Source organism: Nocardia sp. NPDC049737 (genome assembly GCF_040674755.1).
Taxonomy (GTDB): domain Bacteria; phylum Actinomycetota; class Actinomycetes; order Mycobacteriales; family Mycobacteriaceae; genus Nocardia.
On record NZ_JBFANH010000031.1, the window covers coordinates 16,077 to 38,243 of the forward strand.

At 64.3% G+C, this 22,167-nt stretch carries 22 protein-coding genes; 6 read left to right on the forward strand and 16 right to left on the reverse strand.

Annotated elements, in window-relative coordinates; genetic code table 11:
• Positions 1-174: 174 nt before the first annotated feature.
• Positions 175-1,401, forward strand: coding sequence for a fatty acid desaturase (locus AB0J47_RS33435; RefSeq protein ID WP_364355419.1), 1,227 nt, complete (start codon positions 175-177; stop codon positions 1,399-1,401).
• 86 nt (positions 1,402-1,487) lie between these two features.
• On the forward strand, positions 1,488-2,324 hold the full coding sequence (locus AB0J47_RS33440) for a class I SAM-dependent methyltransferase (protein WP_364355422.1): 837 nt from the start codon (positions 1,488-1,490) through the stop codon (positions 2,322-2,324).
• A 535-nt stretch (positions 2,325-2,859) separates the two neighbouring features.
• Here AB0J47_RS33440 and map read toward each other — a convergent pair.
• The 9 genes from map to rpsH form a co-directional block, all read right to left on the reverse strand.
• Entirely contained in the window at positions 2,860-3,657 is a 798-nt protein-coding gene (gene map / locus AB0J47_RS33445) for a type I methionyl aminopeptidase (protein ID WP_364355425.1), read from the reverse strand.
• A 6-nt stretch (positions 3,658-3,663) separates the two neighbouring features.
• A complete protein-coding gene (locus AB0J47_RS33450; RefSeq protein WP_364355428.1) occupies positions 3,664-4,209 on the reverse strand; it encodes an adenylate kinase in 546 nt (181 codons plus the stop codon).
• The gene (gene secY / locus AB0J47_RS33455) at positions 4,206-5,528 is read right to left on the reverse strand and encodes a preprotein translocase subunit SecY (RefSeq protein WP_364355431.1); all 1,323 of its coding nucleotides are present in this window, start codon (positions 5,526-5,528) and stop codon (positions 4,206-4,208) included. The genes AB0J47_RS33450 and secY overlap by 4 nt, the downstream gene beginning before the upstream one ends.
• Positions 5,529-5,663: 135 nt before the next feature.
• Positions 5,664-6,107: a 50S ribosomal protein L15 gene (gene rplO / locus AB0J47_RS33460; RefSeq protein ID WP_062983140.1), complete on the reverse strand. Its 444-nt coding sequence runs from the start codon at positions 6,105-6,107 to the stop codon at positions 5,664-5,666.
• A gap of 1 nt (position 6,108) precedes the next feature.
• On the reverse strand, positions 6,109-6,288 hold the full coding sequence (gene rpmD / locus AB0J47_RS33465; protein WP_062983142.1) for a 50S ribosomal protein L30: 180 nt from the start codon (positions 6,286-6,288) through the stop codon (positions 6,109-6,111).
• Positions 6,288-6,953 carry a 30S ribosomal protein S5 gene (gene rpsE / locus AB0J47_RS33470; protein ID WP_364355436.1) on the reverse strand — a complete coding sequence of 222 codons (666 nt, stop codon included), beginning with the start codon at positions 6,951-6,953 and terminating at the stop codon, positions 6,288-6,290. The genes rpmD and rpsE overlap by 1 nt, the downstream gene beginning before the upstream one ends.
• A gap of 31 nt (positions 6,954-6,984) precedes the next feature.
• Positions 6,985-7,392 carry a 50S ribosomal protein L18 gene (rplR, locus tag AB0J47_RS33475; protein WP_364355439.1) on the reverse strand — a complete coding sequence of 136 codons (408 nt, stop codon included), beginning with the start codon at positions 7,390-7,392 and terminating at the stop codon, positions 6,985-6,987.
• Positions 7,393-7,394: 2 nt separating this feature from the next.
• Positions 7,395-7,934, reverse strand: coding sequence for a 50S ribosomal protein L6 (gene rplF / locus AB0J47_RS33480; protein ID WP_364355442.1), 540 nt, complete (start codon positions 7,932-7,934; stop codon positions 7,395-7,397).
• A 14-nt stretch (positions 7,935-7,948) separates the two neighbouring features.
• Entirely contained in the window at positions 7,949-8,347 is a 399-nt protein-coding gene (gene rpsH / locus AB0J47_RS33485; RefSeq protein ID WP_327095437.1) for a 30S ribosomal protein S8, read from the reverse strand.
• Between the two features lie 275 nt (positions 8,348-8,622).
• Between rpsH and AB0J47_RS33490 the strand changes: the two genes are divergently transcribed.
• The gene (locus AB0J47_RS33490) at positions 8,623-11,412 is read left to right on the forward strand and encodes an AAA family ATPase (protein WP_364355445.1); all 2,790 of its coding nucleotides are present in this window, start codon (positions 8,623-8,625) and stop codon (positions 11,410-11,412) included.
• Between the two features lie 161 nt (positions 11,413-11,573).
• Here the strand turns inward: AB0J47_RS33490 and AB0J47_RS33495 are convergent, their stop codons facing one another.
• The 4 genes from AB0J47_RS33495 to rplN are packed head-to-tail and all read right to left on the reverse strand — an operon-like array spanning position 11,574 to position 13,014.
• Positions 11,574-11,759, reverse strand: a complete 186-nt coding sequence (locus tag AB0J47_RS33495) for a type Z 30S ribosomal protein S14 (RefSeq protein WP_188829844.1) — start codon at positions 11,757-11,759, stop codon at positions 11,574-11,576.
• A gap of 2 nt (positions 11,760-11,761) precedes the next feature.
• Positions 11,762-12,325 carry a 50S ribosomal protein L5 gene (gene rplE / locus AB0J47_RS33500; protein ID WP_062983164.1) on the reverse strand — a complete coding sequence of 188 codons (564 nt, stop codon included), beginning with the start codon at positions 12,323-12,325 and terminating at the stop codon, positions 11,762-11,764.
• Between the two features lies 1 nt (position 12,326).
• A complete protein-coding gene (gene rplX / locus AB0J47_RS33505) occupies positions 12,327-12,644 on the reverse strand; it encodes a 50S ribosomal protein L24 (protein WP_062983172.1) in 318 nt (105 codons plus the stop codon).
• A 1-nt stretch (position 12,645) separates the two neighbouring features.
• A complete protein-coding gene (rplN, locus tag AB0J47_RS33510) occupies positions 12,646-13,014 on the reverse strand; it encodes a 50S ribosomal protein L14 (RefSeq protein ID WP_040686591.1) in 369 nt (122 codons plus the stop codon).
• A gap of 346 nt (positions 13,015-13,360) precedes the next feature.
• Here rplN and AB0J47_RS33515 point away from each other — a divergent pair, with 346 nt between their 5' ends.
• Positions 13,361-15,406 (forward strand): M13 family metallopeptidase, encoded by a 2,046-nt coding sequence (locus tag AB0J47_RS33515; RefSeq protein WP_364355452.1) that lies wholly within the window; start codon positions 13,361-13,363, stop codon positions 15,404-15,406.
• A 98-nt stretch (positions 15,407-15,504) separates the two neighbouring features.
• A complete protein-coding gene (locus AB0J47_RS33520) occupies positions 15,505-17,541 on the forward strand; it encodes a M13 family metallopeptidase (protein WP_364355455.1) in 2,037 nt (678 codons plus the stop codon).
• A gap of 93 nt (positions 17,542-17,634) precedes the next feature.
• Here AB0J47_RS33520 and AB0J47_RS33525 read toward each other — a convergent pair whose 3' ends face one another.
• Positions 17,635-17,985: a hypothetical protein gene (locus AB0J47_RS33525; RefSeq protein WP_364355458.1), complete on the reverse strand. Its 351-nt coding sequence runs from the start codon at positions 17,983-17,985 to the stop codon at positions 17,635-17,637.
• Between the two features lie 273 nt (positions 17,986-18,258).
• Here AB0J47_RS33525 and AB0J47_RS33530 point away from each other — a divergent pair, with 273 nt between their 5' ends.
• The gene (locus tag AB0J47_RS33530; RefSeq protein ID WP_364355461.1) at positions 18,259-19,242 is read left to right on the forward strand and encodes an ABC transporter substrate-binding protein; all 984 of its coding nucleotides are present in this window, start codon (positions 18,259-18,261) and stop codon (positions 19,240-19,242) included.
• A 2-nt stretch (positions 19,243-19,244) separates the two neighbouring features.
• On the opposite strand, the gene AB0J47_RS33535 is transcribed toward AB0J47_RS33530, so the two are convergent.
• Together AB0J47_RS33535 and AB0J47_RS33540 are read right to left on the reverse strand one after the other, a co-directional pair.
• Positions 19,245-20,297: an MAB_1171c family putative transporter gene (locus AB0J47_RS33535; protein WP_364355464.1), complete on the reverse strand. Its 1,053-nt coding sequence runs from the start codon at positions 20,295-20,297 to the stop codon at positions 19,245-19,247.
• Positions 20,298-20,341: 44 nt separating this feature from the next.
• Positions 20,342-22,111: an MFS transporter gene (locus tag AB0J47_RS33540; protein ID WP_364355467.1), complete on the reverse strand. Its 1,770-nt coding sequence runs from the start codon at positions 22,109-22,111 to the stop codon at positions 20,342-20,344.
• Between the last annotated feature and the right edge of the window lie 56 nt (positions 22,112-22,167).

The window sequence follows — 22,167 nt, forward strand, 5'->3', positions numbered from 1 at the left end:
CGCGCAGCGGGTTCGGGTGGTTCGCGCAAGCTTGCGGAAGCTGTTCGCCAGACCGAACGAAGACAGTCGGCGTCGAACCGATATTGGTGGCAAACCTCCCCACGGCATGGTCGACCGCTTCTCGAATTCGCTGAGAGACATGTTCAAACGCTGACCGAATCAGGGGCATGACGAATGGCAATCACACAGGTCGCTGCCTACGCGCATCTGAGCGCGGCCGATATCGAGGCATTCGGCGATGAGCTGGATGCGATTCGCCGCGATATCACCGATCAGCGCGGTGCGCGGGACGCCGCCTACATCCGCCGCACGATCGTCTTCCAGCGTGCACTCGACGCCGCGTCGCGACTGATCATCGGTCTCAGTCGCAAGCGAACCGGTTGGATCCTCGGGACTGCCGGTTTGGCTGTAGCGAAGAGCATCGAGAACATGGAGATCGGCCACAATGTCTGCCACGGCCAATGGGATTGGATGAACGACCCGGAAATCCATTCCAGCAGTTGGGAATGGGATATGGCGGGGCTGTCATCGCAATGGCGTTATTCGCACAACTATCGCCATCACGTCTTCACGAATGTGCTCGGCATGGACGAGGACATCGGATTCGGTGTCATACGCGTGACCCGCGATGACCGTTGGCGCCCAGGGAATCTGCTGCAGCCGTTGCTGAACCTGGTGCTGGCGGCCGGCTTCGAGTGGGGTATCGCGCTGCACGGTCTCGACTCCGAACGCCTGCGCGCGGCGACCCCTGCCCAGCAGGCGATGCAGACAAGAGCGCTCCTCGGCAAGATCGCCAGGCAAGCCGGCAAGGACTACCTGGTGTTCCCCGCGTTCAGCGGGCGACACTGGCGGCGCACCTTGGCCGCGGACACCAGCGCCAATGTCCTGCGTAACCTATGGGCCTATCTGGTGATCTTCTGCGGGCATTTCCCCGACGGCGCAGAGAAATTCGCGGCGACCGTCCTGGAACACGAGACCAAACCGGAGTGGTATCTGCGCCAGATGCTCGGCACGGCCAATTTCGACGCGGGCCGGGTGCTGGCCTTCCTCAGCGGCAACCTCTGCTACCAGATCGAACACCACCTGTTCCCCGACCTACCGAGCAACCGCTACGCCGAGATCGCCCTGCGCGTGCGGGCACTGTGCGACAAGTACGACCTGCCGTACACCACCGGTCCACTACTGCACCAATATCTGCTGACGCTGCGTACCATCCACAAACTGGCGCTGCCCGACAGCCTCCTGATCGCCACCTCGGACGACGCACCCGAAACCGCATCCGAACATAGGTTCAAGGGCATCGATTCGTCCACAGTCGTCGACACCGACCGGACGCCGGGACGTCGCGGGTTGCGCACGGCGTTGCGACGACTAGCGATCAATCGTGCGCTCGTCCGCTAACTGGCACCCTTGGCTCCCACCAATTTCCCAGCATCCGCGCAGTAAATGGCCCGCGTCGGCGAGGGCGGTCGCGGTACCGTCGTCGCGTGTCGGACTTCGCGCAATCTGCTGACGAAACAACGAATCGGGCCCAACTCCGGGCCGAGCGCGCCTCCTCATTCGGCGCACATGCCGCGGCATATGCGGAGCATCGCCCCGACTATCCCACCGAAAGCATTCGCTGGGCGTTGGGGCCGGTTGACACCAAGACACCGGTCGTCCTCGATTTGGGCGCGGGCACCGGCAAACTCACCGAGGGGCTGCTCGCCGTCGGCGCGGAAGTGATCGCCGTCGAACCCGATGCCGCGATGCGCGCCGAACTGGCCCGTCGCTTTCCCGAGGTGATCGCGTCGGCCGGTGCGGCAGAGGCGATTCCATTAGCCGACGGCTCGGTGGACGCGGTAGTGGCCGGGCAGGCATTCCACTGGTTCGACAAGGAGCGAGCATTTCCGGAGATCGCGCGGGTACTGCGTGAGAACGGAGTCTTCGCCGCGCTGTGGAATGAGGATGACCTCGGCGTCGAATGGGTTGCGGAGTTGCACAAGGTAACTCGGTCGGCCGCGTCCTTACCGCCGCAGGAGCTGCTGCCCGCGCGACTGCCCGAACATCCGTTGTTCGAGAACTTCGAGCGGGCCGACTTTCCACACCGCCAGCGCCGCACCGCCGAATCCCTCACCGCGACAATCGGAACGCATTCGCACACGCTGGTCATCCCCGCACAGGCACGCAACGAGCTGCTCGAACGAATCTCCGACTACCTGCGTGGCAGGCCAGAGACCGCGGCGGGCGAATTCGACCTGCCCATCCGCACCGACGTCATCCGCGCCGTACGCCGCCCGGATACCCAGCACCGCAGCCGAATTGAGCCGGGACGCGTCGTCTAGCGGAAGCCGCTACCTACTCGACACGTCGCGAACCCCGCAGCACCGCCCCTGAGCTGTGCGCAGACCTCTATCGCCGCTCCTGAAGCGCCCATCGAACGACCGCTGTTCGCCGCGGAACTACGCAATCCCACAAGGGAATTCGAGTAGCTACCTACTCGGGTGAGCACCCCTCCGCCGGCCATACGCTTCTTCCATCGCCGGAGTTCAGTACGAATCGGAGGAGAAATAATCGCCACAGTGGTTGCGGTCGAGTCCCCAGGATGACCCCCGAAGTGCGGTAAGACGCACGAGCGCGGGTGCAAGGAACGACGTCACCGATCCAGCGCGAGCTGGGTAATGTCAGGTCATGCGGCGGACGCATTGTGTCCGAAGCCGTTGAGTACCAGACATTTACGACCTGCGGGCGTCGGTGCGACTCGGTTCCTCGCCGCGCCACGTCACCGATCTCGGTGTGTCGGACAGGTGACCGCTCCGCGACACGTCAAAGCTTCATACCACCAACGCTACCGGGGCAGGAATGTGCGGTATACCGCTCTTAGTCCGGACGCACCGTAAGAATCCGCGGCCCATCCTCGGTAACCGCAACCGAATGTTCCCAGTGCGCGGCCCGACTACCGTCCAGCGTCACCACGGTCCAGTCGTCGTCGAGCACCTTCGTCTGCGTAGTGCCCAACGTCAGCATCGGCTCGATCGCGAGCACCGATCCGACAACGAGTTTCGGCCCCTTACCCGGCGCACCCTCGTTGGCCAGGAACGGATCCATATGCATCTCCCGGCCGATGGCGTGCCCACCGTAACCGTCGACGATGCCGTAGGCCCGGCCGTGCTGCTTTTCGGCCGCGCGCGTCCCCATCTCGATGGCATGGGAGACATCGGTCAACCGATTGCCGGGCAGCATGGCCGCGATCCCCGCCTCCATCGACATCTTGGTGGCATCGCTGAGCAGCTGATCGGCCTCGATGATCGTGCCGACACCGAAGGTCCAGGCCGAATCACCGTGCCAGCCTTCGAGAATCGCGCCGCAGTCGATCGAGACCAGATCACCTTCGCTCAGAATTTCCGACGATGTCGGAATCCCATGCACCACACGGTCGTTCACCGATGCGCAGATCGAACCCGGAAAGCCGTGATAACCCTTGAACGATGGCACAGCGCCCGCATCGCGGATCACCTGCTCGGCGATCTCGTCCAGCTCCAGCGTGGAAACACCGGGCTCGGCCGCCTTGCGCACCGCGACGAGCGCGCGGCCGACAATCGCGCCAGCCGCCGCCATCGCATCCAGTTCGCCTGCCGTCCGGAACGGCACGACCTTCTTCTTGCGGTTGAAGACCATCCGGCCTCAGTGTCCCAGGGCGCGCAGTGCGCGTGCGTTGACCTCGTCGATCTCACCGACACCGTCGACCGAGACGACCAGACCGTCATAATGCTCCAGCAGCGGCTCGGTCTCCTCGCGGTACACCCGGAGCCGGTTGCGGATCACATCCTCGTTGTCGTCCTTGCGACCGCGTGCCATCATCCGGGCGACCACGGTGTCCTCGGGCACGACGAAACAGAGCACCGCGTCGAGCTTCTTATCCATATCCGCGAGGATCTTCTCCAGCGCGTCGGCCTGATCGACAGTGCGCGGGTAGCCGTCCAGCACAAAGCCGTTCGCGGCATCCGGCTCGGCGACCCGAGCCTCGACCATGCGGTTGGTCACATCGCTCGGCACCAGATCGCCCGCGTCGATGTACTTCTGCGCCTCCCGACCCAGCGGCGTCTGGGCGGAGATATTGGTGCGGAACAGGTCCCCGGTGGAGATGTGCGGGACGCCCAGCTTGTCCGACAGGAGATCGGCCTGGGTACCCTTGCCGGCTCCCGGCGGTCCGAGCAGTACAAGTCTCACTTGAGGAACCCTTCGTAATTTCGATTCATCAGCTGGCTTTCGATCTGCTTCACGGTGTCCAAGCCGACACTCACCATGATCAGCACCGAGGTGCCACCGAACGGAAGGTTCTGGGTGCCACCGGACGCGCCGATATCGAGGAAAAGGTTCGGCAGGACGGCTACGAGACCGAGGTAGATCGAGCCGGGGAGGGTGATGCGGCTCAATACGAAATTGAGGTAGTCGGCGGTGGGCCGACCGGGACGATATCCCGGAATGAACCCACCGAACTTCTTCATCTCGTCCGCGCGTTCCTCCGGGTTGAAGGTGATCGCGACATAGAAGTAGGTGAAAAACACGATCAAACCGAAGTAGATCGCGATGTAAACGGGGTTGCCCGGGTTCACCAGGTATTTCTGGATGATCTCCTGCCACCAACTCTTATCGGTGGCGGCCTTCGAGGAGGTCAGTTGCGCGACCAGGTTCGGCAGGTACAACAGTGAGGACGCGAAGATCACCGGAATGACACCGGCCTGGTTGACCTTCAGCGGCAGATAGGTCGAGGAACCGCCGTACATCTTGCGGCCGACCACACGCTTGGCGTACTGCACCGGAATTCGGCGCTGGCCCTGCTCGACGAAGATGACCGCGGTGACAATGGCGAACGCGGCGACACAGACCAGACCGAAGACCAGTCCACCGCGGTTCTGCAGAATGTTGTTGCCCTCGTTCGGGATGCGTGCGGCGATACCACCGAAGATCAGCAGTGACATGCCGTTGCCGATGCCGCGCTCGGTGATCTGCTCGCCGAACCACATGACCAGTGCGGCACCGGCGGTCATCACCAGCACGATGATCACCATGCCGAAGATGCTGGTGTCGGCCAGGATGTCCTTCTGGCAGCCCTGCAGTAGCTGGCCGCGGGCCGCAAGCGCGACCAGACCGGTGGCCTGCAGGATCGCCAGCGCGATCGAGAGGTAGCGGGTGTACTGCGTCATCTTGTTCTGGCCCGATTGGCCTTCTTTGCGCAGTTCCTCGAAGCGCGGGATGACGACGGTGAGCAGCTGGATGATGATGCTCGCGGTGATGTAGGGCATGATGCCGATCGCGAAGACCGACAACTGCAGCAGCGCACCACCGGAGAACAGGTTGATCAACTGATAGATACCGGCGGAATCACCGCCGGAGACCAGGTCTATACATTCCTGGACGCTCTTGTAATCGACACCGGGGGACGGCAGCGACGCACCCAAGCGGTACAGCGCGATCAACCCCAGCGTGAAGAGAATCTTCCGCCGTAAGTCCGGAGTCCGGAAGGCCGATACGAAGGCGGAAAGCACAGATCCTCCTGGCGAACGACATGGTCATGCCATGGAAATAACCCATGACGAGGCTTTGGCAGACAACAATTGAACTCTAACAGTGGCACCGGACGAGCCTTCACTCGTCCGGTGCCACTTAGTGTCAGAGTACCGTCAGCCCAGCTCGGTGACAGTGCCACCGGCCGCGGTGATCTTCTCCTTGGCGGCGCCGGTCACCTTGTCGACGGTCACCTGGACCGCGACGCCGATCTCGCCATCGCCGAGAACCTTGACCAGCTGGTTCTTGCGAACCGCGCCGGCAGCCACCAGCTCCGCCTTGCCGACCGCGCCGCCCTCGGGGAACAGCTTGGCGATCGAGCCGACATTCACGACCTGGTATTCCACGCGGAACCGGTTCGTGAAGCCCTTGAGCTTGGGCAGCCGCATGTGAATCGGCATCTGCCCACCCTCGAAGGCGGCCGGGACGTTCTTGCGAGCCTTGGTGCCCTTAGTACCGCGGCCCGCGGTCTTGCCCTTGGAGCCCTCACCGCGACCCACGCGGGTCTTCTCGGTCTTGGCGCCGGGAGCCGGACGCAGGTGATGCAACTTGATGGTCATGTCAGACCTCCTCAACTGTTACGAGGTGGCGCACGACGTTGATCAGCCCACGGTTCTGAGGGTTGTCCTCACGAACCACGGTCTGGCGGATCTTGCGCAGGCCGAGCGTACGAAGGCTCTCCCGCTGGTTCGCCTTGGCGCCGATCGACGACTTGATCTGAGTAACTTTGAGATCTGCCATTACCTGCCACCTCCCGCTGCCTGAGCGCGTGCGCGCAGCATGCCCGCGGGGGCAACATCCTCGAGGGGCAGACCACGACGGGCCGCGACCTCTTCCGGACGCTGCAGCATCTTGAGTGCCGCAACCGTCGCGTGCACGACGTTGATGGCGTTGTCGCTACCCAGCGACTTCGCCAGAATGTCATGGATACCAGCGCATTCCAGCACCGCACGCGCCGCACCACCGGCGATCACACCGGTACCGGGCGAGGCCGGACGCAGCATGACCACACCGGCCGCCGCCTCACCCTGCACCGGGTGGGTGATGGTCGAGCCGATCATCGGAACGCGGAAGAAGCCCTTGCGAGCCTCCTCGACACCCTTCTGGATGGCCGCGGGAACTTCCTTGGCCTTGCCGTAGCCGACGCCGACCAGACCGTTGCCGTCACCGACGATCACCAGGGCGGTGAAGCTGAAGCGACGACCACCCTTCACGACCTTGGAGACGCGGTTGATCGCGACGACGCGCTCGAGCTGGTTCTTGTCGGCCTGCTGGTCACGACGGTCACCACCGCCACGACGATCGCGGCCACCGCCGCGGCCGTCCCGGCTGTCGCCGCCACCGGCGGCACCGTTCTGCTGTCCGGCGGGTCCGTTGCCGCCGTCACGCCTCTGACGTCCCGGCATCAGACGTTCCTTCCGTAATTGTTTGCAGTCATCAGAACTTCAACCCACCTTCGCGAGCGGCATCGGCGAGCGCCGCGATGCGGCCGTGGTAGTCGTGACCACCACGGTCGAACACGACGGCCTCGATGCCCGCGGCCTTGGCACGCTCGGCGATCAACTGACCGACCTTCTTGCCCTTGGCCGACTTGTCGCCATCCAGTGCGCGCACATCGGCCTCGATCGAGGACGCGGCGGCAATGGTCTTGCCGTTCGAGTCGTCGATGAGCTGTGCGTGCAGGTGACGCGAGGAGCGGTTGACCACCAGACGCGGACGCACGGTGGTGCCGACGACCTTCTTGCGCAGACGGAAGTGACGGCGGGTCTTCGACAGACGACGCGTCGTCGACACGTCCTTGCCACGCGGAATGCGCTTGGCTTTCTGATTTTCGGTTTGCGCCATGATCACTTACCCGTCTTTCCGACCTTGCGGCGAACGACCTCGCCGGCGTAGCGGATGCCCTTGCCCTTGTAGGGATCGGGCTTACGCAGTCCGTGGATGACAGCGGAGATCTGGCCGACCTTCTGCTTGTCGATACCGGACACGGAGAACTTGGTGGGCGATTCCACCGCGAAGGTGATGCCCTCCGGGGCCTCGATCGGCACCGGGTGCGAGTAGCCGAGGGCGAACTCCAGATTGGAGCCCTTGGCCGCCACACGGTAACCGACGCCGAAGATTTCCATCTTCTTCTCGTAACCCTTGGTGACGCCCTCGATCATGTTGGCGACCAGGGTACGGGTCAGGCCGTGTAGCGAGCGGTTCTGGCGCTGGTCATCCGGGCGGACAACCTCGAGCTGGCCGTCCTCACCCTTGGTGACGGTGATCGGCTCGGCGACAACGTGGGTCAGGGTGCCCTTGGGACCCTTCACCGCCACGCTCTGGCCGTCGATGGCGACCTCGACACCGGCAGGAATGGCGATGGGCTTCTTACCAATACGCGACATTTGTCCTACCTCCCTTACCAGACGTAGGCGAGGACTTCGCCGCCCACGCCCTGCTTGGCCGCCTGACGATCGGTGAGCAGACCGGTCGACGTGGAGATGATCGCCACGCCGAGGCCGCCCAGGACCTTGGGCAGGTTGGTGGACTTCGCGTACACACGCAGACCCGGCTTCGACACGCGGCGCAGACCCTGCAGGCTGCGCTCACGGCTCTGGCCGTACTTGAGGTCGACGACCAGGGTCTTACCCACGGGCGCGTCCTCGGTCCGGTAGTCGGCGATGTAACCCTCGCGCTTGAGAATCTCGGCGATATTCGCCTTGAGCTTCGAGTGCGGAGCCTTCACCTGATCGTGGTACGCCGAGTTGGCGTTGCGCAGACGCGTCAGGAAGTCTGCGATCGGATCAGTCATGGTCATAGTTCGACCTTGACACCTTTCTCGCTACGGTTCCCATACAACACCGGCGTATACATCGGCACGCCAGCCGTGGGCCTATAGCAATTCGGCGGTCCGGCCGACACTTGCCGACCGGATTGAGTTCTCATATGAGCTCTCGGTGCGCGGGCCGTCCACACGTCGATGCAGCATCGCATCAAGGACATGTGGACACAGAAGTGCCCAAGCAACCGGTCTAGTGTAGGCAAGGTCGCTACCAGGACAAAATCCGGGTCCGGCCCCTTACACTCACCCGCGTGCAGGAATCCCTCGCGACCGCGTTCGTGGGTCGCGAAGCCGAAATGGCAACTCTAGCGACACTCGGACGGCGCGTGGTCGCCGGTAACGGGTGCGTCGTTTTGATCGAGGGCGAGCCGGGAATCGGCAAATCGGCACTGCTGGAAGCGGCGCGAAATCCATTGGCGGCAGCAGGCCTTCATATCCGTATCGGTGCTGCCGAGGAGTTGCGTCAGGGCGTGCCGTTCGCCGCGGCGTGCTCATGGCTGGACGACACCGGCACCACCGCCCCGATCGACGCGCTGCGCAGCGGAAATCGCGCGGGCGATGTGGCGGCCACCCATGAACTCGCCATTGCCGAGGCGATCGTGGACCAGATCGACACCTGGTGCGCGGCGGGCCCGACTGCGCTGGTCATGGACGATGTGCACTGGGCGGATCGGTCGAGCCTGACCCTGCTGCACCGACTCTGCGCGCTCGTCGACGAGCTGCCGCTGCTGCTGGTGCTCGCGGCCCGGCCGCTGCCGCGCGATCCGGACTTCGCCGCACTATCGGCCGAACTCATGGCACGGCACGCCTCGGTGCTGCGGCTCGGCGCTCTACCCGCCACGGATGCCGCGCAACTGGTACGCCATCTGGTCGGTGCCGAACCGGGACCTCGGTTGCTGGAAAAGGTGGCCGAGGCCAGTGGGAATCCGCTGCATGTCACGGAATTGGTGGCCGCTTTGGTGCGAGACGGGGCGATCAAGGTGTTCGCCGACACAGCCGATCCCGCAAGCGCTGTCGTCGCGAACACGTCCGCGTCCTTGGCCGAAGCGATTACGCAGCGACTGGACTTCCTATCCCGTCCGACCCGGGATGTGCTGCCGATGGCCGCGGCCCTCGGTCCGACCATTGATGTCGCGGACCTGGCGGTGGTGTTGAAGATCCCAATCCTGGATGCCTGGAGCGCCGTGACGGAAGCGCTGGATGGCGGGCTGCTCGTCCGCGTCGACTCCGAGTTGGCGTTTCGACACGATCTGATCCGGCATGCGCTGGCGGATCGGCTGCCTGCTTCATTGCGGTCGGACCTGCTCCAGCAAGCCGGACAAGCGCTCCAGTCGACCGATGCGCCGATCGAGCGGGTTGCCTATTACTTATCGGTCGCCGACCGCGAATTGGACCGGGCCAGCATCGGTTGGCTGATCGGTATCGCCGACAAGCTGATCGTTCGCGCGCCCGAACTGGCGAAGCAATTGTTGAGCCGGGTTGCCGCGACGCCGGATCTCGATCCGGCAATGCGTTCAGTATTGATCCGCCTGAGAATTCACGCCTTGCTCTGGGAGGGGAGCGTCGCCGAGGCCGAATCGGTGGTGCGTGAGGCGCTGCTCACCCAACCGCAGGACGGCGACGATATCGAACTGCGCTGGCTGCTCGCCCAGATCTATCAAGCCCAGGCCCGATTGGCCGATGCGGTCGCAGTGGCCGAGGAGGTGCTGTCCACCAGGCAGCTCGACGCCGAGAACGCCGCCCGGTTTCTCGGCATGTCCGGACTCGGCAATTTCTTCCTCGAGCGGTTCGCTGCGGCCGAGCAGGCCGGTCGGCAGGCCGTGGCGCTGGGCGAGAGCACCGGGAACCCGCTGGCCACCGGATACGGACTCACGGCGGTGGGCGGGGTGCGCTATACCCAGGGCCATCTCGATGAGGCGCTGGATCTGAGCGCGCGTATCCCGGCCCTCTTCGAAGACGGGACCGGGCCCGACCAATTCGATCCATACGCGCTCTACGCCCACTGCTTGATCGAACTCGATCGGCTGGGCGACGCCGAGGAGATACTGAAAACGGCCATCGGTCGCAACCGCCGATTCCGCGGCGTCTATCTGACCTCGAACCTGGTCGCCAAGGCGCGGATGTATCTGGTGGGCGGGCGCTGGGACGATGCGCTGGCCGAATGCGCGGCGAGTATGCAGACGCCCGATGTGCTCGGATATCCGACGGTCGCGCACACCGTCGCGACGCTCATCGGAATTCGCCGCGGCACCTTCCTGCCGGACCCCGACGGCCTGCCCGCACCGGACAATCGCCCGGCCAATATCGGATACGCGCATTTCCATCCGTGGGTCAAGGCGTTGACTGCCGAGGCGCGCGGCCGCCCCGACCTGGCACTGCGACTACTCGTCGAAACGCACAACCGACTCGCCGACGGATTGGCCTCCGCCACACTGCATTACATCTTCCCGGATATCGCGCGCTTGGCCGCGGAGACCGGTGACGCGCACGCGGCCCGATCGGTGGCGGCGAGCGCCGATCTGCTGCTGAGCCGACAGTCGACCGCATCACGAACCGGAACGGCCCTGCTGTGCCGCGGCCTCGCGGACTCCGATCCTGAGCGTCTCCTCGCCGCAGCGAGCGCCTTTCAACAATCGGGCCGCCCACTGTTCGAGGCTCAAGCGCACGAAAACGCCGCCGTCCTACTGGCCGCAGCAGGGCGCGGACCCGAGTCCCGCACCGCCCTGGACGCGGCGGTCGAACTGTATTCCGGCCTAGGCGCATCCTGGGACTCCGCTCGCGCGGTGGCCCGGGTGCGACCATACGGAATCCGCCGCGGCGCCCGCGGCCCACGCAACCGCCCTAAATCTGGTTGGGCCGCCCTCACCGACACTGAACGCAAAGTCGCCGCACAGGTGTCCGAGGGCCTGTCCAATGCGGATATCGCCGCCCAAATGTACCTGTCCCGCCGGACAATCCAGTCCCACGTGTCGAACATCCTGGCCAAACTCGACCTCCGCTCACGCCGCGAAATAACCACCGCCACGCCGCACGCTCGCTGAATCCGGTTCGGTCGCCGGCTCGACAAATCGCCGCATACTTTCCAAGCCCGCCGTACCTGGACGCTCGGTGAGAGCACAAGGAAACAGCCGAAGGCACGGACTCGGGTGAGTCCGTGCCTTCGGTTGGTATTCAGTGCTGGGCGCTCACGAGGAGCGCGGGCTCACCAGGAGCTCTTGTGCACGCCCGGGAGCTCACCGCGGTGCGCCATTTCGCGCAGGCACACGCGGCAAAGGCCGAACTTGCGGTACACCGCGTGCGGGCGACCGCAGCGCTGGCAGCGGGTGTAGGCGCGAACGCCGAACTTCGGCTTGGCCTCGGCCTTGATTCGCAGTGCTTTCTTGGCCATCGTCAGTTCTCCTTGAACGGGAAGCCGAGGTGCTTGAGCAGGGCACGGCCTTCTTCGTTGTTGGTCGCGGTGGTCACCACGGTGATATCCATACCGCGCGGGCGGTCGATGGAGTCCACGTCGATCTCGTGGAACATCGACTGCTCGCTCAGGCCGAACGTGTAGTTGCCGTTGCCGTCGAACTGCTTCGGCGACAGACCGCGGAAGTCGCGGATACGCGGCAGCGCGATGGAGACCAGGCGGTCCAGGAACTCCCACATGCGGTCGCCGCGCAGGGTGACCTTCGCGCCGATCGGCATGCCCTCACGCAGCTTGAACTGCGCGATCGACTTGGTGGCCTTGCGGATCTCGGGCTTCTGACCTGTGATCAGTTCCAGATCCCGGACCGCACCGTTGATGAGCTTGGCGTCGCGCGCGGCGTCACCGACACCCATGTTCACGACGACCTTGACCACGCCCGGAATCTGCATCACGTTGGCGTAGTTGAACTCGCTGTTCAGCGCGTCCTTGATCTCGGCACGGTAGCGCGCCTTCAGACGGGGCTGAGTCTTTTCGGAGGTGGTCATGTCAGATGTCCTTCCCGTTCTTACGGGAGATCCGGACCCGCTTGCCGCTCTCCTCGTCCGTCCGGTAGCCGACGCGGGTCGGCTTGCCGTCGGAGTCGACGACCATCACGTTGGACACGTGGATCGGAGCTTCCTGGGTCACGATGCCGCCCGAGGAGGCACCACGCTGGTTGGTGGAGTTGGCAACGTGCTTCTTGATGCGGTTCACGCCCTCGACCAGGACCCGGTTCTCCTTCGGGTAGGCCTGGATGACCTTGCCCTTGGCGCCCTTGTCCTTACCCGAGATGACCAGCACCGTGTCGCCCTTGTGCACCTTCATGTCAGAGCACCTCCGGAGCCAGCGAAACGATCTTCATGAACTTCTTCTCGCGCAGCTCGCGGCCGACCGGGCCGAAGATACGAGTGCCACGCGGGTCGTTGTCCGCCTTGATCAGCACGGCCGCGTTCTCGTCGAACTTGATGTACGAACCGTCCGGGCGACGACGCTCCTTGACGGTGCGCACGACGACGGCCTTGACGACCTCGCCCTTCTTGACGTTGCCGCCGGGGACAGCGTCCTTGACGGTGGCGACGATGATGTCGCCGATGCCGGCATAGCGACGCGACGAACCACCGAGAACGCGGATGCAGAGGATTTCCTTCGCACCCGTGTTGTCGGCGACGCGCAGTCGCGACTCCTGCTGAATCACTTCAGCCTCCTTGACCTGGATGTATACGCACGCCGGATTGCCGACCCGACGGGCATGGTCGTGTCACCACCCGAACGCGCGCCTGCCAGCGGTTTTCTCGATCGGATGGATCAACCACTGGGGGTTCGCGGCCGGATTGCGGGCACAGCTCCCGCAGGCAACCGGTTCAGTGTAGGTGAATGCCAGGTCGGACCCAAATCAGGGTCCCGCGAGCGCAGCCTGAACTTCCGCTGTGAAACCCGCGCGGATAAGTGCTCGCGGGCTGTCCCGTTACTACCCTCGAGACGAGCAAGATCACCAGATGAACTTTGCACATTCCGCATCTCGCTGAATATGGGGGTCCCTTTTGAGTTCGTCCGCGCGTTCCGCCCGGCTCGGTCGTCGCACCTTCCTGGTCGCGCTGGGGGTGATTCCGACCACCACGGCGCTGGTCTCCTGCGCCCGGGAGCAGTCGGTGCAGCTCACCGGGGCCGATATGCGGGGCGAGGACCCGGCGGTTCGCCCGCAGGACGATCTTTTCCGATTCGTCAACGGCGGCTGGCTGCGCGATTATCAGCTGCCGCCGGATAAGCCGTCCTACACCACCTTCGACGAAGTCGGCGACCGGGTGGAACAGCAGCTGCGCGAGATCATCGATGGCATCCACGAGCCGACGGCCGGGACCGCCGAGCAGCAGATCCGCGATCTCTACGACGCCCGCGTCGATCTGGCCGAAATCGAGCGGCTCGGCGTGACCCCGCTGGCGGATCTGTTCGCGGCGATCGACGGCGCGGCGACCAAACCGGATCTTGCGAAGGTGATGGGCGGGCTGCCGATAGGCGGGCTCATGGGTTTGTCCGTCGGGGTCGATGAGAAGAACTCGGCCGAATACATCGCGAACATCGCCCAGTCCGGTATCGACCCGAATATGGGCGAGAAGTATTACCGCAAGCCCGAATACGCCGAGCAGCGTGCTGCCTATCAAACCTATCTGCAACGAGTCGCTGCGAGCGCGGGCTTTCCCGATCCGGCGGGCACCGCCCAGCGGGTATTCGAGCTGGAGACGAAGATCGCCGCCGGTTACTGGGACGATGTTCGGCTGCGCAATCCCGATGCTGTCTATAACCCGATGAGCTGGGCCCAATTGACCGCGCTCGCACCGCAATTCGATTGGGAGCCGTGGCTGGCGGGCAATACCGACCGACCGCGCGCACTGTTCGATCGCGTGGTAGTCGGTCAGCCGTCGTTCGTGACGACGACCGGAAAGCTCTGGGCCGAGGTCGATATCGCGGCCTGGCGGGAGTATCTGCGCATGGCGGTGGTCAAACAGTTCGCGGCACTGCTACCCAAGGCCATTGCCGATGCCGAATTCGATTTCGTCGGCAAGGTGCTGCAAGGGTCGCAGGAGCGTCCGGAACTGTGGAAGGACGGCATCGCCACCGTGAATGAGAACCTGAGCCAGCAGCTCGGGAAACTCTATGTGCGCAAATACTTTCCGCCCACGGCCAAAGAGCGCGCTCTGGCGATGGTCGCCGATCTCATATCCGCCTACCGGGCCGACTTCACCGATTCGACCTGGATGTCGCCACCGACCAGACAGGCCGCCATCGCGAAACTCGACAAGATCGTCACCAAGATCGGCTATCCGGACAACTGGATCGACTACTCGGGATTGACGATCACGCGCGGCAAGTTGATCGAATCCGTCCGCGCCGCACAGCGTTTCGAAACCAAGCGCGGTTTCGCGCGCCTGGGCACCCCGGTCGACAAGTCCGAATGGCGAATGCCGCCGCAGCTCGTGAATGCCATGTACAACCCGAATGCCAATTCGATCACGTTTCCGGCCGCTATTCTGCAGCCGCCATTCTTCGACTCGGATGCTGCGACCGCGGTCAATTACGGCGCGATCGGAGCGGTTATCGGTCATGAGATCGGACACGGGTTCGACGATCAGGGTTCACGCTACGACGGTGACGGCAATCTGCGCGACTGGTGGACCCCTGAGGACCGGGCCGCATTCGATGCCAAGACCGAGCAGCTCATCGAGCAGTACAACGCGCTGGTCCCGACGGGTCTCGACCCGAGCAGGCACGTCGACGGCGCGCTCACGGTCGGGGAGAATCTCGCGGATCTGCGCGGTCTCGGTATCGCCCTGGCCGCCCTCGGCATCGCCGATAAACGCGACGGCAAGGGCAACCCGGACAACCGCACGCTGTTCTTGTCATGGGCCCGGATCTGGCGGGAGAAATCGACGAAGCAGCATATGGAATTGCGACTGGCCATGGATCCACACGCACCCAACGAGTTCCGTTGCAACCAGGTGGTCCGCAATATCGACGAGTTCTACACCACCTTCGCCGTCGAACCGAGCGACAAGCTGTACCTGGCCCAGGACCAGCGAGTCTCGCTCTGATCCGACGGGCTGGCAACGCCGGAGGCGGGTAGCCTCGGGCCAGCACTATCGCGCCTGACGAGGATGCGGCCGGGACCGCATCGGGAGAGGAAATCCTCGTGACATCAACCGGTCGTCTCGGTCGAATGGACCGTCGTGCCTTCCTGGTCGCGCTCGGGGTGGTGCCCGCGGCCGTCGCTCTCGTCTCCTGCTCGAAGGATGAGCAGCCGGTGCGGCTCACCGGGGTCGATATGGGCGGCGCGGACGAGCCGATCCGTCCGCAGGACGATCTGTACCGGCATGTCAACGGCAAGTGGCTGCGGGAGTACCAGCTGCCGCCGGATAAGGCTGCGGTCGGCGCGATCAGCGATGCGAGCGACCGGACACTGGATCAGCTGCGCGAGATCATCGAGGGCATCAAGGATCCGAAGCCGGGTTCGGAGGCGCAGCAGATTCGCGATCTCTACGACGCGCGCCTGGATGAGGCCGCCTTCGAAACGCTCGGCCTGACACCGCTGACCGATCTGTTCGCCAAGATCGACGGCGCGGCGACCAAACCGGATCTGGCCAAGGTGATGGCGGAGCTGCCGATCGCCGGGCTGATCGGCATCGGAGTCGGCATCGATCGCAAGGACTCCAACGCCTACATCCCCACCGTCAGTCAGTCGGGTATCACGCTGAGCGAGCAGTACTACCGCAAGCCGGAATACGCCAAACAGCTCGCGGGCTACAAGACCTACCTCGAGAAGATGTCCGCGGGCGCGGGCCTCGCCGATCCGGCGGGGATCGCGCAGCGCATGCTCGATCTGGAGACCAAGATCGCGGCGGCGCATTGGGACAGCGTGCGCAATCGCAATACCGATGCCACCTACAACGTGATGAGCTGGCATGATCTGGTCGCGCTCGGACCGCAATTCGATTGGGATCCGTGGATGGCGGGCAATACCGATCGGCCGCGCTCGCTGTTCGACAAGCTCGTGGTGGCGCAGCCGTCGTTCGTGACCGCCGCCGCGCAACTTTGGGCCGACACCGATATCGCGTTGTGGCGAGAGTTCCTGCGGGTCAATGTGATTGCGGAGTACGCCCGATTCCTGCCCAAGGCGATCCGCGACGCGCGGTTCGAATTCGTCGGCAAGGTGCTCAGCGGAATCGAGGAGCGGCCCGAGACCTGGAAGTCCGGTGTCGGGGTCGTCAACGACAATCTCGGTGACCAACTCGGCAAACTGTATGTGGACAAGTACTTTCCGCCGACTGCCAAGGATCGGGCCAAGGAGATGGTGGCCGACCTCATGGCCGCCTACCGGGAGAACTTCACCAATTCGACCTGGATGTCCAAGCCGACCAGGGATGCTTCGATCGTCAAGCTGGACAAGATCGAGGCCAGGATCGGATATCCGGATAAGTGGGACGACTACTCCGCGCTGAAGATCACCAGGGGCAAGCTGATCGAATCCCTGCGCGCCGTCAATGCTTTCGAATCCAAGAAGGCGTTCAACCGGCTCGGCACTCCGGTCGACAAGTCCGAATGGGGTATGTCGCCGCAGACCGTCAATGCCTACTACTCACCCACCAGCAACCAGATCACCTTCCCGGCCGCCTATCTGCAGCCCCCGTTCTTCGACAAGGACGCGACGACCGCGGTCAATTACGGTGCCGTCGGTGCGACCATCGGCCACGAAATCGGCCACGGCTTCGACGACCAGGGCCGCAAATACGACGCCAGCGGTAACCGCAGCGACTGGTGGACGCCCGAAGACTTGGCCGCATTCGAGGCGAAGACCAAACAGCTGATCGACCAATTCGACGTGCTGGTCCCTGAGGGCCTCGATCCCAAATACCACGTCGACGGCGCGCTCACCGTGGGCGAAAACCTCGCCGACCTGCGCGGCCTGCAAATCGCCGTCGAGGCCTACCGCATCGCCGCCAAACGCGAGGGCATCGACCCCGACTACCAGCAGATGTTCTTCTCCCACGCGCGCAGCTGGCGCGAAAAGCAGACCGAGGAATCCACCATCAGCCTGCTCCAGGATGTCCACGCCCCCAACGAATTCCGCTGCAACCAGATCGTGCGCAATATCGCCCAGTTCTACAACACCTTCGCAGTCAAGGAAGGCGACAAACTCTTCCTCCCGGAAAACCAGCGCATCACCCTCTGACAATCGCCTCCCATGAAGCCCGGCCCCTACGCCGGGCTTCATTCGCGGAGAAACGCTCGCGAGCGAATAGGGTTCGCCGCCGAGGCGAGCGGGTCAGAAGGCGCTGCCGGTGGAGGGGCGGGGGAAGTAGCCGGGCCAGCCGAACAAGTAGCCGGGGTAGCTGGGGTAGCCGGGGTAGCTGTGCTGGCCCCAGCCGCCGTGACCGCCCCAGCCGCCGTTGCCGCCCCAGCCACCGTGGCCGCCCCAGCCACCATGACCCCAGCCGCCGTGACCGTGGATGTCGTCAGCCTGGTCCACCTGCACGATCGCCGGGCCCTGGGTGTCGGTCGTATCGGCGAGCGCCGGGCCCGCGACCGCGGCGATCGGGGCCAGGGCAAGCACGGAGGTGATGGCGATGCGGGCGACCATGGGGCGGACGCGTCGGGCGGAACTCTTTTGGTTCATCGGAACTAACCTCAATTCGGTATGCGTCAGTCGTGCGAAGACCCGTGTGCTCACGGGTTCGACGTCGATGCCTCCCGGACGAGAGGATCATTATTGACGTCATTTAACGTACCGCTAGATAGCGGCACGTTCAATAGGTTCACAACAAATGACATGACAGCGATCAGCAAGTCAGGGAGAGTGCCGTGAGCAATGTAGGTTAGGCTGGCCTTTGCTATTGCGGGCTCGAAGGGAGCCGAGTCGGGGAATTCCTCGATGAAGGAGAGGGTGACGATGGAGCCTGTTCGGACGTCTCGTGGCTGGAAGCGGGCGGTGGTTGCCGTGCTGGCCGGTGCGCTGACCCTGGGTATCGCCGCCTGCGGGTCGTCGAGCGATGACGCGGAATCCGACGGTGGCGCACCCGTCACCATCAACCACGCCCGCGGCACGACAACGGTGCAGGGCACCCCGAAAAAGATTGTCACGCTGGGGAATCAGTGGCTGGATTCGACGCTGGCGCTCGGCGTCACCCCGGTCGGCTATGTCGACAATGTCGCCTCGGTATCCAAGAGCACGCCGGCGTGGGAGCCGAAGTCGCTCGAATCGGCGAAGGCCTTGAATACCAGCGGCAATATCGCCGAACAGGTCGCGGCGCTGGAGCCGGATCTGATTCTGGTGGACGGATTCCTGGCCGACCAGAAGACCTACGACGAGCTGTCCAAGGTCGCCCCGACGCTGCCCGCACTCACCTCGTCGTCGATCCAACCGTGGCAGGACCTGGTGACCGCGCTCGGCAAGGTACTGCACAGGGAAGACGACGCGACGCGGGTGATCACCGATGTGGACAAGAAGGTGGAATCCATCGGCCAGGCCAATCCGGGCCTGAAGGACAAGACCTTCGCGAGCACCTGGTTGGCGAGCCCGGCCCAGCTGATGGTGCTGACCGATCCGAACGACGGGTCGAGCAAGATCTTCACCCAGCTCGGACTGACCATTCCGAAGAACCTCACCGACCGGCCGTCGAATCAGGGCCGGCTGGCGCTGTCCCCGGAGCGGGTCGACGAGCTCACCGCCGATCTGCTGCTCGCGGGCTACTCCCCCGGTATGGACGACAAGTACCGACAGTTGCCCGGATACGCCGATCTGCCCGCGGTGCAGAAGGGTTCGGTGGTCTTCCTCACGGTGCAGGAGATCAGCGCTGTTAACCAGCCGACCGCGCTATCGGTGCCCTATCTGCTGAACAAGCTGGAGCCCGCCTTCGCCAATGCGGCGAAATAGCTTCAGCGCGCCGGAGATTCGAGGCGCACCAGTGCGTGGGCCTTCGGCCATTCCGCGGCCATGTCCAGCAGGTACCTGAGTTCATCGGTTCGATCGCGTAGGGCTGGAGTAGCGCGGCCGGAGGACATCGCCGGGGACTCACCAGCAGCTTTTGCCTGCACGGCATGCGCGATACACCGCGCGTATTCGCGAATATCGGTGTGCGCCTCGGCATCCGGTGCGTACGGCCGCAATCGCACCAGCGCATCCCGGATTTCGACCGTCATCCGATATAGCCGCGACGCGGAACCGCCGCTCGGCCGGGCCAGCACTACCTCGGGTACAGCATCCGTGAGCGCCTGCCACAGCGGACGCAGTCGGCGACAGCGGCGCCCGGCCCGGTCCAGTTCCGCCCGAGCCAGCAACGCATTCCACAGCGGGATCGCGATCAGGGCGGTGAGCAGGAACAATGTCGCGTAGGTTCCGATAGACCAGATCAACCCCTGCTCATCTGGTCGAGTTCCGTTGGTCATCCGCACGAGCGAGACCACTGTCGAGATCGCGGCATACACGGCGACGATCAGCAGTGCGCCGTAGGTCAGTCGCTCCTGCACGGTGAGGCCGGCGGCGCGCAACTCTCGCACGCAGGCCCGCGTCATCAGCATGCCGGACAAGGCGGTCGGCACCGTGGTCAGCGACCAAATGGTCAGCCCCCAGTCCAGGTGCGAAGCCACAATGCCGACCAGCACAACACATCCGGACGCAAGGGCGGTCCTGTCGTAGGTGCGCTGCCGGCGTACCGCGGTGCGCGCGTCCCCGCCATCGAGCAATCGTGCGAATCCGAAGACATTCGCCACCGCCAGCGCACCGAAGATCGTGAACAGATCGAGCGCTAGATCAGCCCGACCGAGCCGACCGACGCAGATGAAGATGAGCAGACCGACCAGATCCCAGGCTAGTGCGCGATTGATGAGCTGGTCGCTGAGGGTGTCGGCGACCAGGAACCACCGGCCGATGGTGATCGCCGCGACGAATCCGAGGACCGCCACCACGGGCGCGACGGGCAGCGAGTTCATGGCCCAGACAGTAGAGTCCGGGCGCGGCAGACACCAGCCGTGCGTCAGCGCGCGGCGACGAGTTCGTCGGCCTCGGCGATTTCGGCCAGTTCCTCCTCGACGTACTTATCGCCCGCGAAGTACGAGGCCGCGGCGGCCAGGAACATCATCACGGCGGCCGAGACGAATACCACGATCAGACCGGAGTGGAACGGCCCGGTGAGCAGATTCGGGAAGAACTCCTGACCGGTGAGGGTGTCCGCATTGACGCCCGGCTTGGCCAATTCACCACTGGGTCCGAGCAATTCCTGGATCGGGTTGTATCCGAGGAAGGCGGCGAACATGCTCGCGACGGGCGGCAGGTCGGCGAGTTGGGATGCGGCGCCCGCGGACACGCCCTGGGCACGCAGCCCGCTGTCGAGGGCCGAGGGCAGGCTGGCAGCCAGGCCGACGACCATGAGCGAGAAGAAGATTCCCATCGACAGCGCATTGCCGCCGTTGAACAGGGTGCCGCGCATACCGGATGCCGCACCGCGCTGGGACGCGGGCACGCTCGACATGATGGCGGCGGTATTCGGCGAGAAGAACAGCCCGCAGCCGACGCCGTTGAGCAGCACGATCGCGGCGAATACCCAGTAGTTGAAGTCGACCGGGATGACGAGCAGCAGCAGGAAGGTGAGCCCGGCCAGCGCCGCGCCGCCGGTGGTGAACGCGCGCGATCCGTAGCGGTCCGACAGCCAACCCGAAACCGGTCCGGCGGCAAGGAATCCCACGGTCAGCGGCAAAAGATAGATACCGGCCCACAGCGGCGTCGATTCGTAGTCGTAGCCGTGCAGTGGCAACCAGATGCCCTGCAACCAGATGATCAGCATGAACTGCAGGCCGCCGCGGCCGATCGAGACCATCAGATTGGCGAAATTGCCCAGACCGAATGCGCGGTTGCCGAACAGCGACAGCTGGAACATCGGCTCGGCGACCTTGGTCTCCACCACGCAGAACGCCGCGAGCAGGGCGGTGCCGCCGATCACCGCGCCGAGCACCCAGGGGTTGGACCAACCGGTGGGATGTCCGCCATAGGGCTGGATGCCGTAGGTGATGCCGGTGAGCAGTGCGGTCAGGCCGAGGCCGAAAGTGATGGTGCCCGCCCAGTCGACCTTGCCCTTGGTTCGCGTGCCTACCTCGTGCAGTGAGCGGTAGGACCAGATCGAGCCGATCACCGCGATCGGCACGCTGACCCAGAACACCGCGCGCCAATCCCATTCCGACAGCACGCCACCGATGATCAGGCCGAGGAAGGAGCCCGCCACCGCGGCAACCATATTGATGCCGAGTGCGGTACCGCGCTGTTTGGCCGGGAAGGCGTCGGTGAGGATGGCCGTCGAATTGGCCGTCAGCATTGCGCCGCCGATGCCCTGCAGCACGCGCCAGACGATGATCCACATCGCGCCCGACCCACCGTGGGATGGATCGAACGACAGCGCGACCGAAGTAACCGCGAAGACCGCGAAGCCGAGGTTGTAGATCCGGACGCGCCCGAAGATATCGCCGAGCCGCCCGAACATCACCACCAGCACCGCGGTGACGAGCAGATAGCCCATCAGCATCCACAGCAGATAGCCGACATTGCCCGCTTCCAGCGGATTCAGTCCGATGCCTCGGAAGATCGCGGGCAACGAGATCAGCACGATCGAGGCGTTGACCGCGCTGAGCAGCACACCGATGGTGGTGTTGGTCAGCGCGATCCATTTGTAGTTCGGATGGTCTCGGTCGTAGCGCAGGCGGCGGCGAATGGTCTGGACATCATCCAGATCGAGATCGGCGGATGGAATCGTCACGGTAGTCCCTTGCTGATTGTTACCTCAGGAAACTATATAGTTAGCCGATGTAACTA

Bases quoted from the DNA above. Each gene is read 5' to 3' on its own strand.
- AB0J47_RS33525 (WP_364355458.1), bottom strand. From the start codon at position 17,985: ATGAACCAAAAGAGTTCCGCCCGACGCGTCCGCCCCATGGTCGCCCGC.
- AB0J47_RS33435 (WP_364355419.1), top strand. From the start codon at position 175: ATGGCAATCACACAGGTCGCTGCCTACGCGCATCTGAGCGCGGCCGAT.
- rplF (WP_364355442.1), bottom strand. From the start codon at position 7,934: ATGTCGCGTATTGGTAAGAAGCCCATCGCCATTCCTGCCGGTGTCGAG.
- map (WP_364355425.1), bottom strand. From the start codon at position 3,657: ATGGTCTTCAACCGCAAGAAGAAGGTCGTGCCGTTCCGGACGGCAGGC.
- rpmD (WP_062983142.1), bottom strand. From the start codon at position 6,288: ATGGCAGATCTCAAAGTTACTCAGATCAAGTCGTCGATCGGCGCCAAG.
- rplE (WP_062983164.1), bottom strand. From the start codon at position 12,325: ATGACCACCTCCGAAAAGACTCAGCCCCGTCTGAAGGCGCGCTACCGT.
- AB0J47_RS33535 (WP_364355464.1), bottom strand. From the start codon at position 20,297: ATGAACTCGCTGCCCGTCGCGCCCGTGGTGGCGGTCCTCGGATTCGTC.
- rpsE (WP_364355436.1), bottom strand. From the start codon at position 6,953: ATGCCGGGACGTCAGAGGCGTGACGGCGGCAACGGACCCGCCGGACAG.
- rpsH (WP_327095437.1), bottom strand. From the start codon at position 8,347: ATGACCATGACTGATCCGATCGCAGACTTCCTGACGCGTCTGCGCAAC.
- rplO (WP_062983140.1), bottom strand. From the start codon at position 6,107: ATGACCATCAAGTTGCATCACCTGCGTCCGGCTCCCGGCGCCAAGACC.
- rplR (WP_364355439.1), bottom strand. From the start codon at position 7,392: ATGGCGCAAACCGAAAATCAGAAAGCCAAGCGCATTCCGCGTGGCAAG.
- AB0J47_RS33495 (WP_188829844.1), bottom strand. From the start codon at position 11,759: ATGGCCAAGAAAGCACTGCGAATCAAGGCCGAGGCCAAGCCGAAGTTC.
- AB0J47_RS33530 (WP_364355461.1), top strand. From the start codon at position 18,259: ATGGAGCCTGTTCGGACGTCTCGTGGCTGGAAGCGGGCGGTGGTTGCC.
- rplX (WP_062983172.1), bottom strand. From the start codon at position 12,644: ATGAAGGTGCACAAGGGCGACACGGTGCTGGTCATCTCGGGTAAGGAC.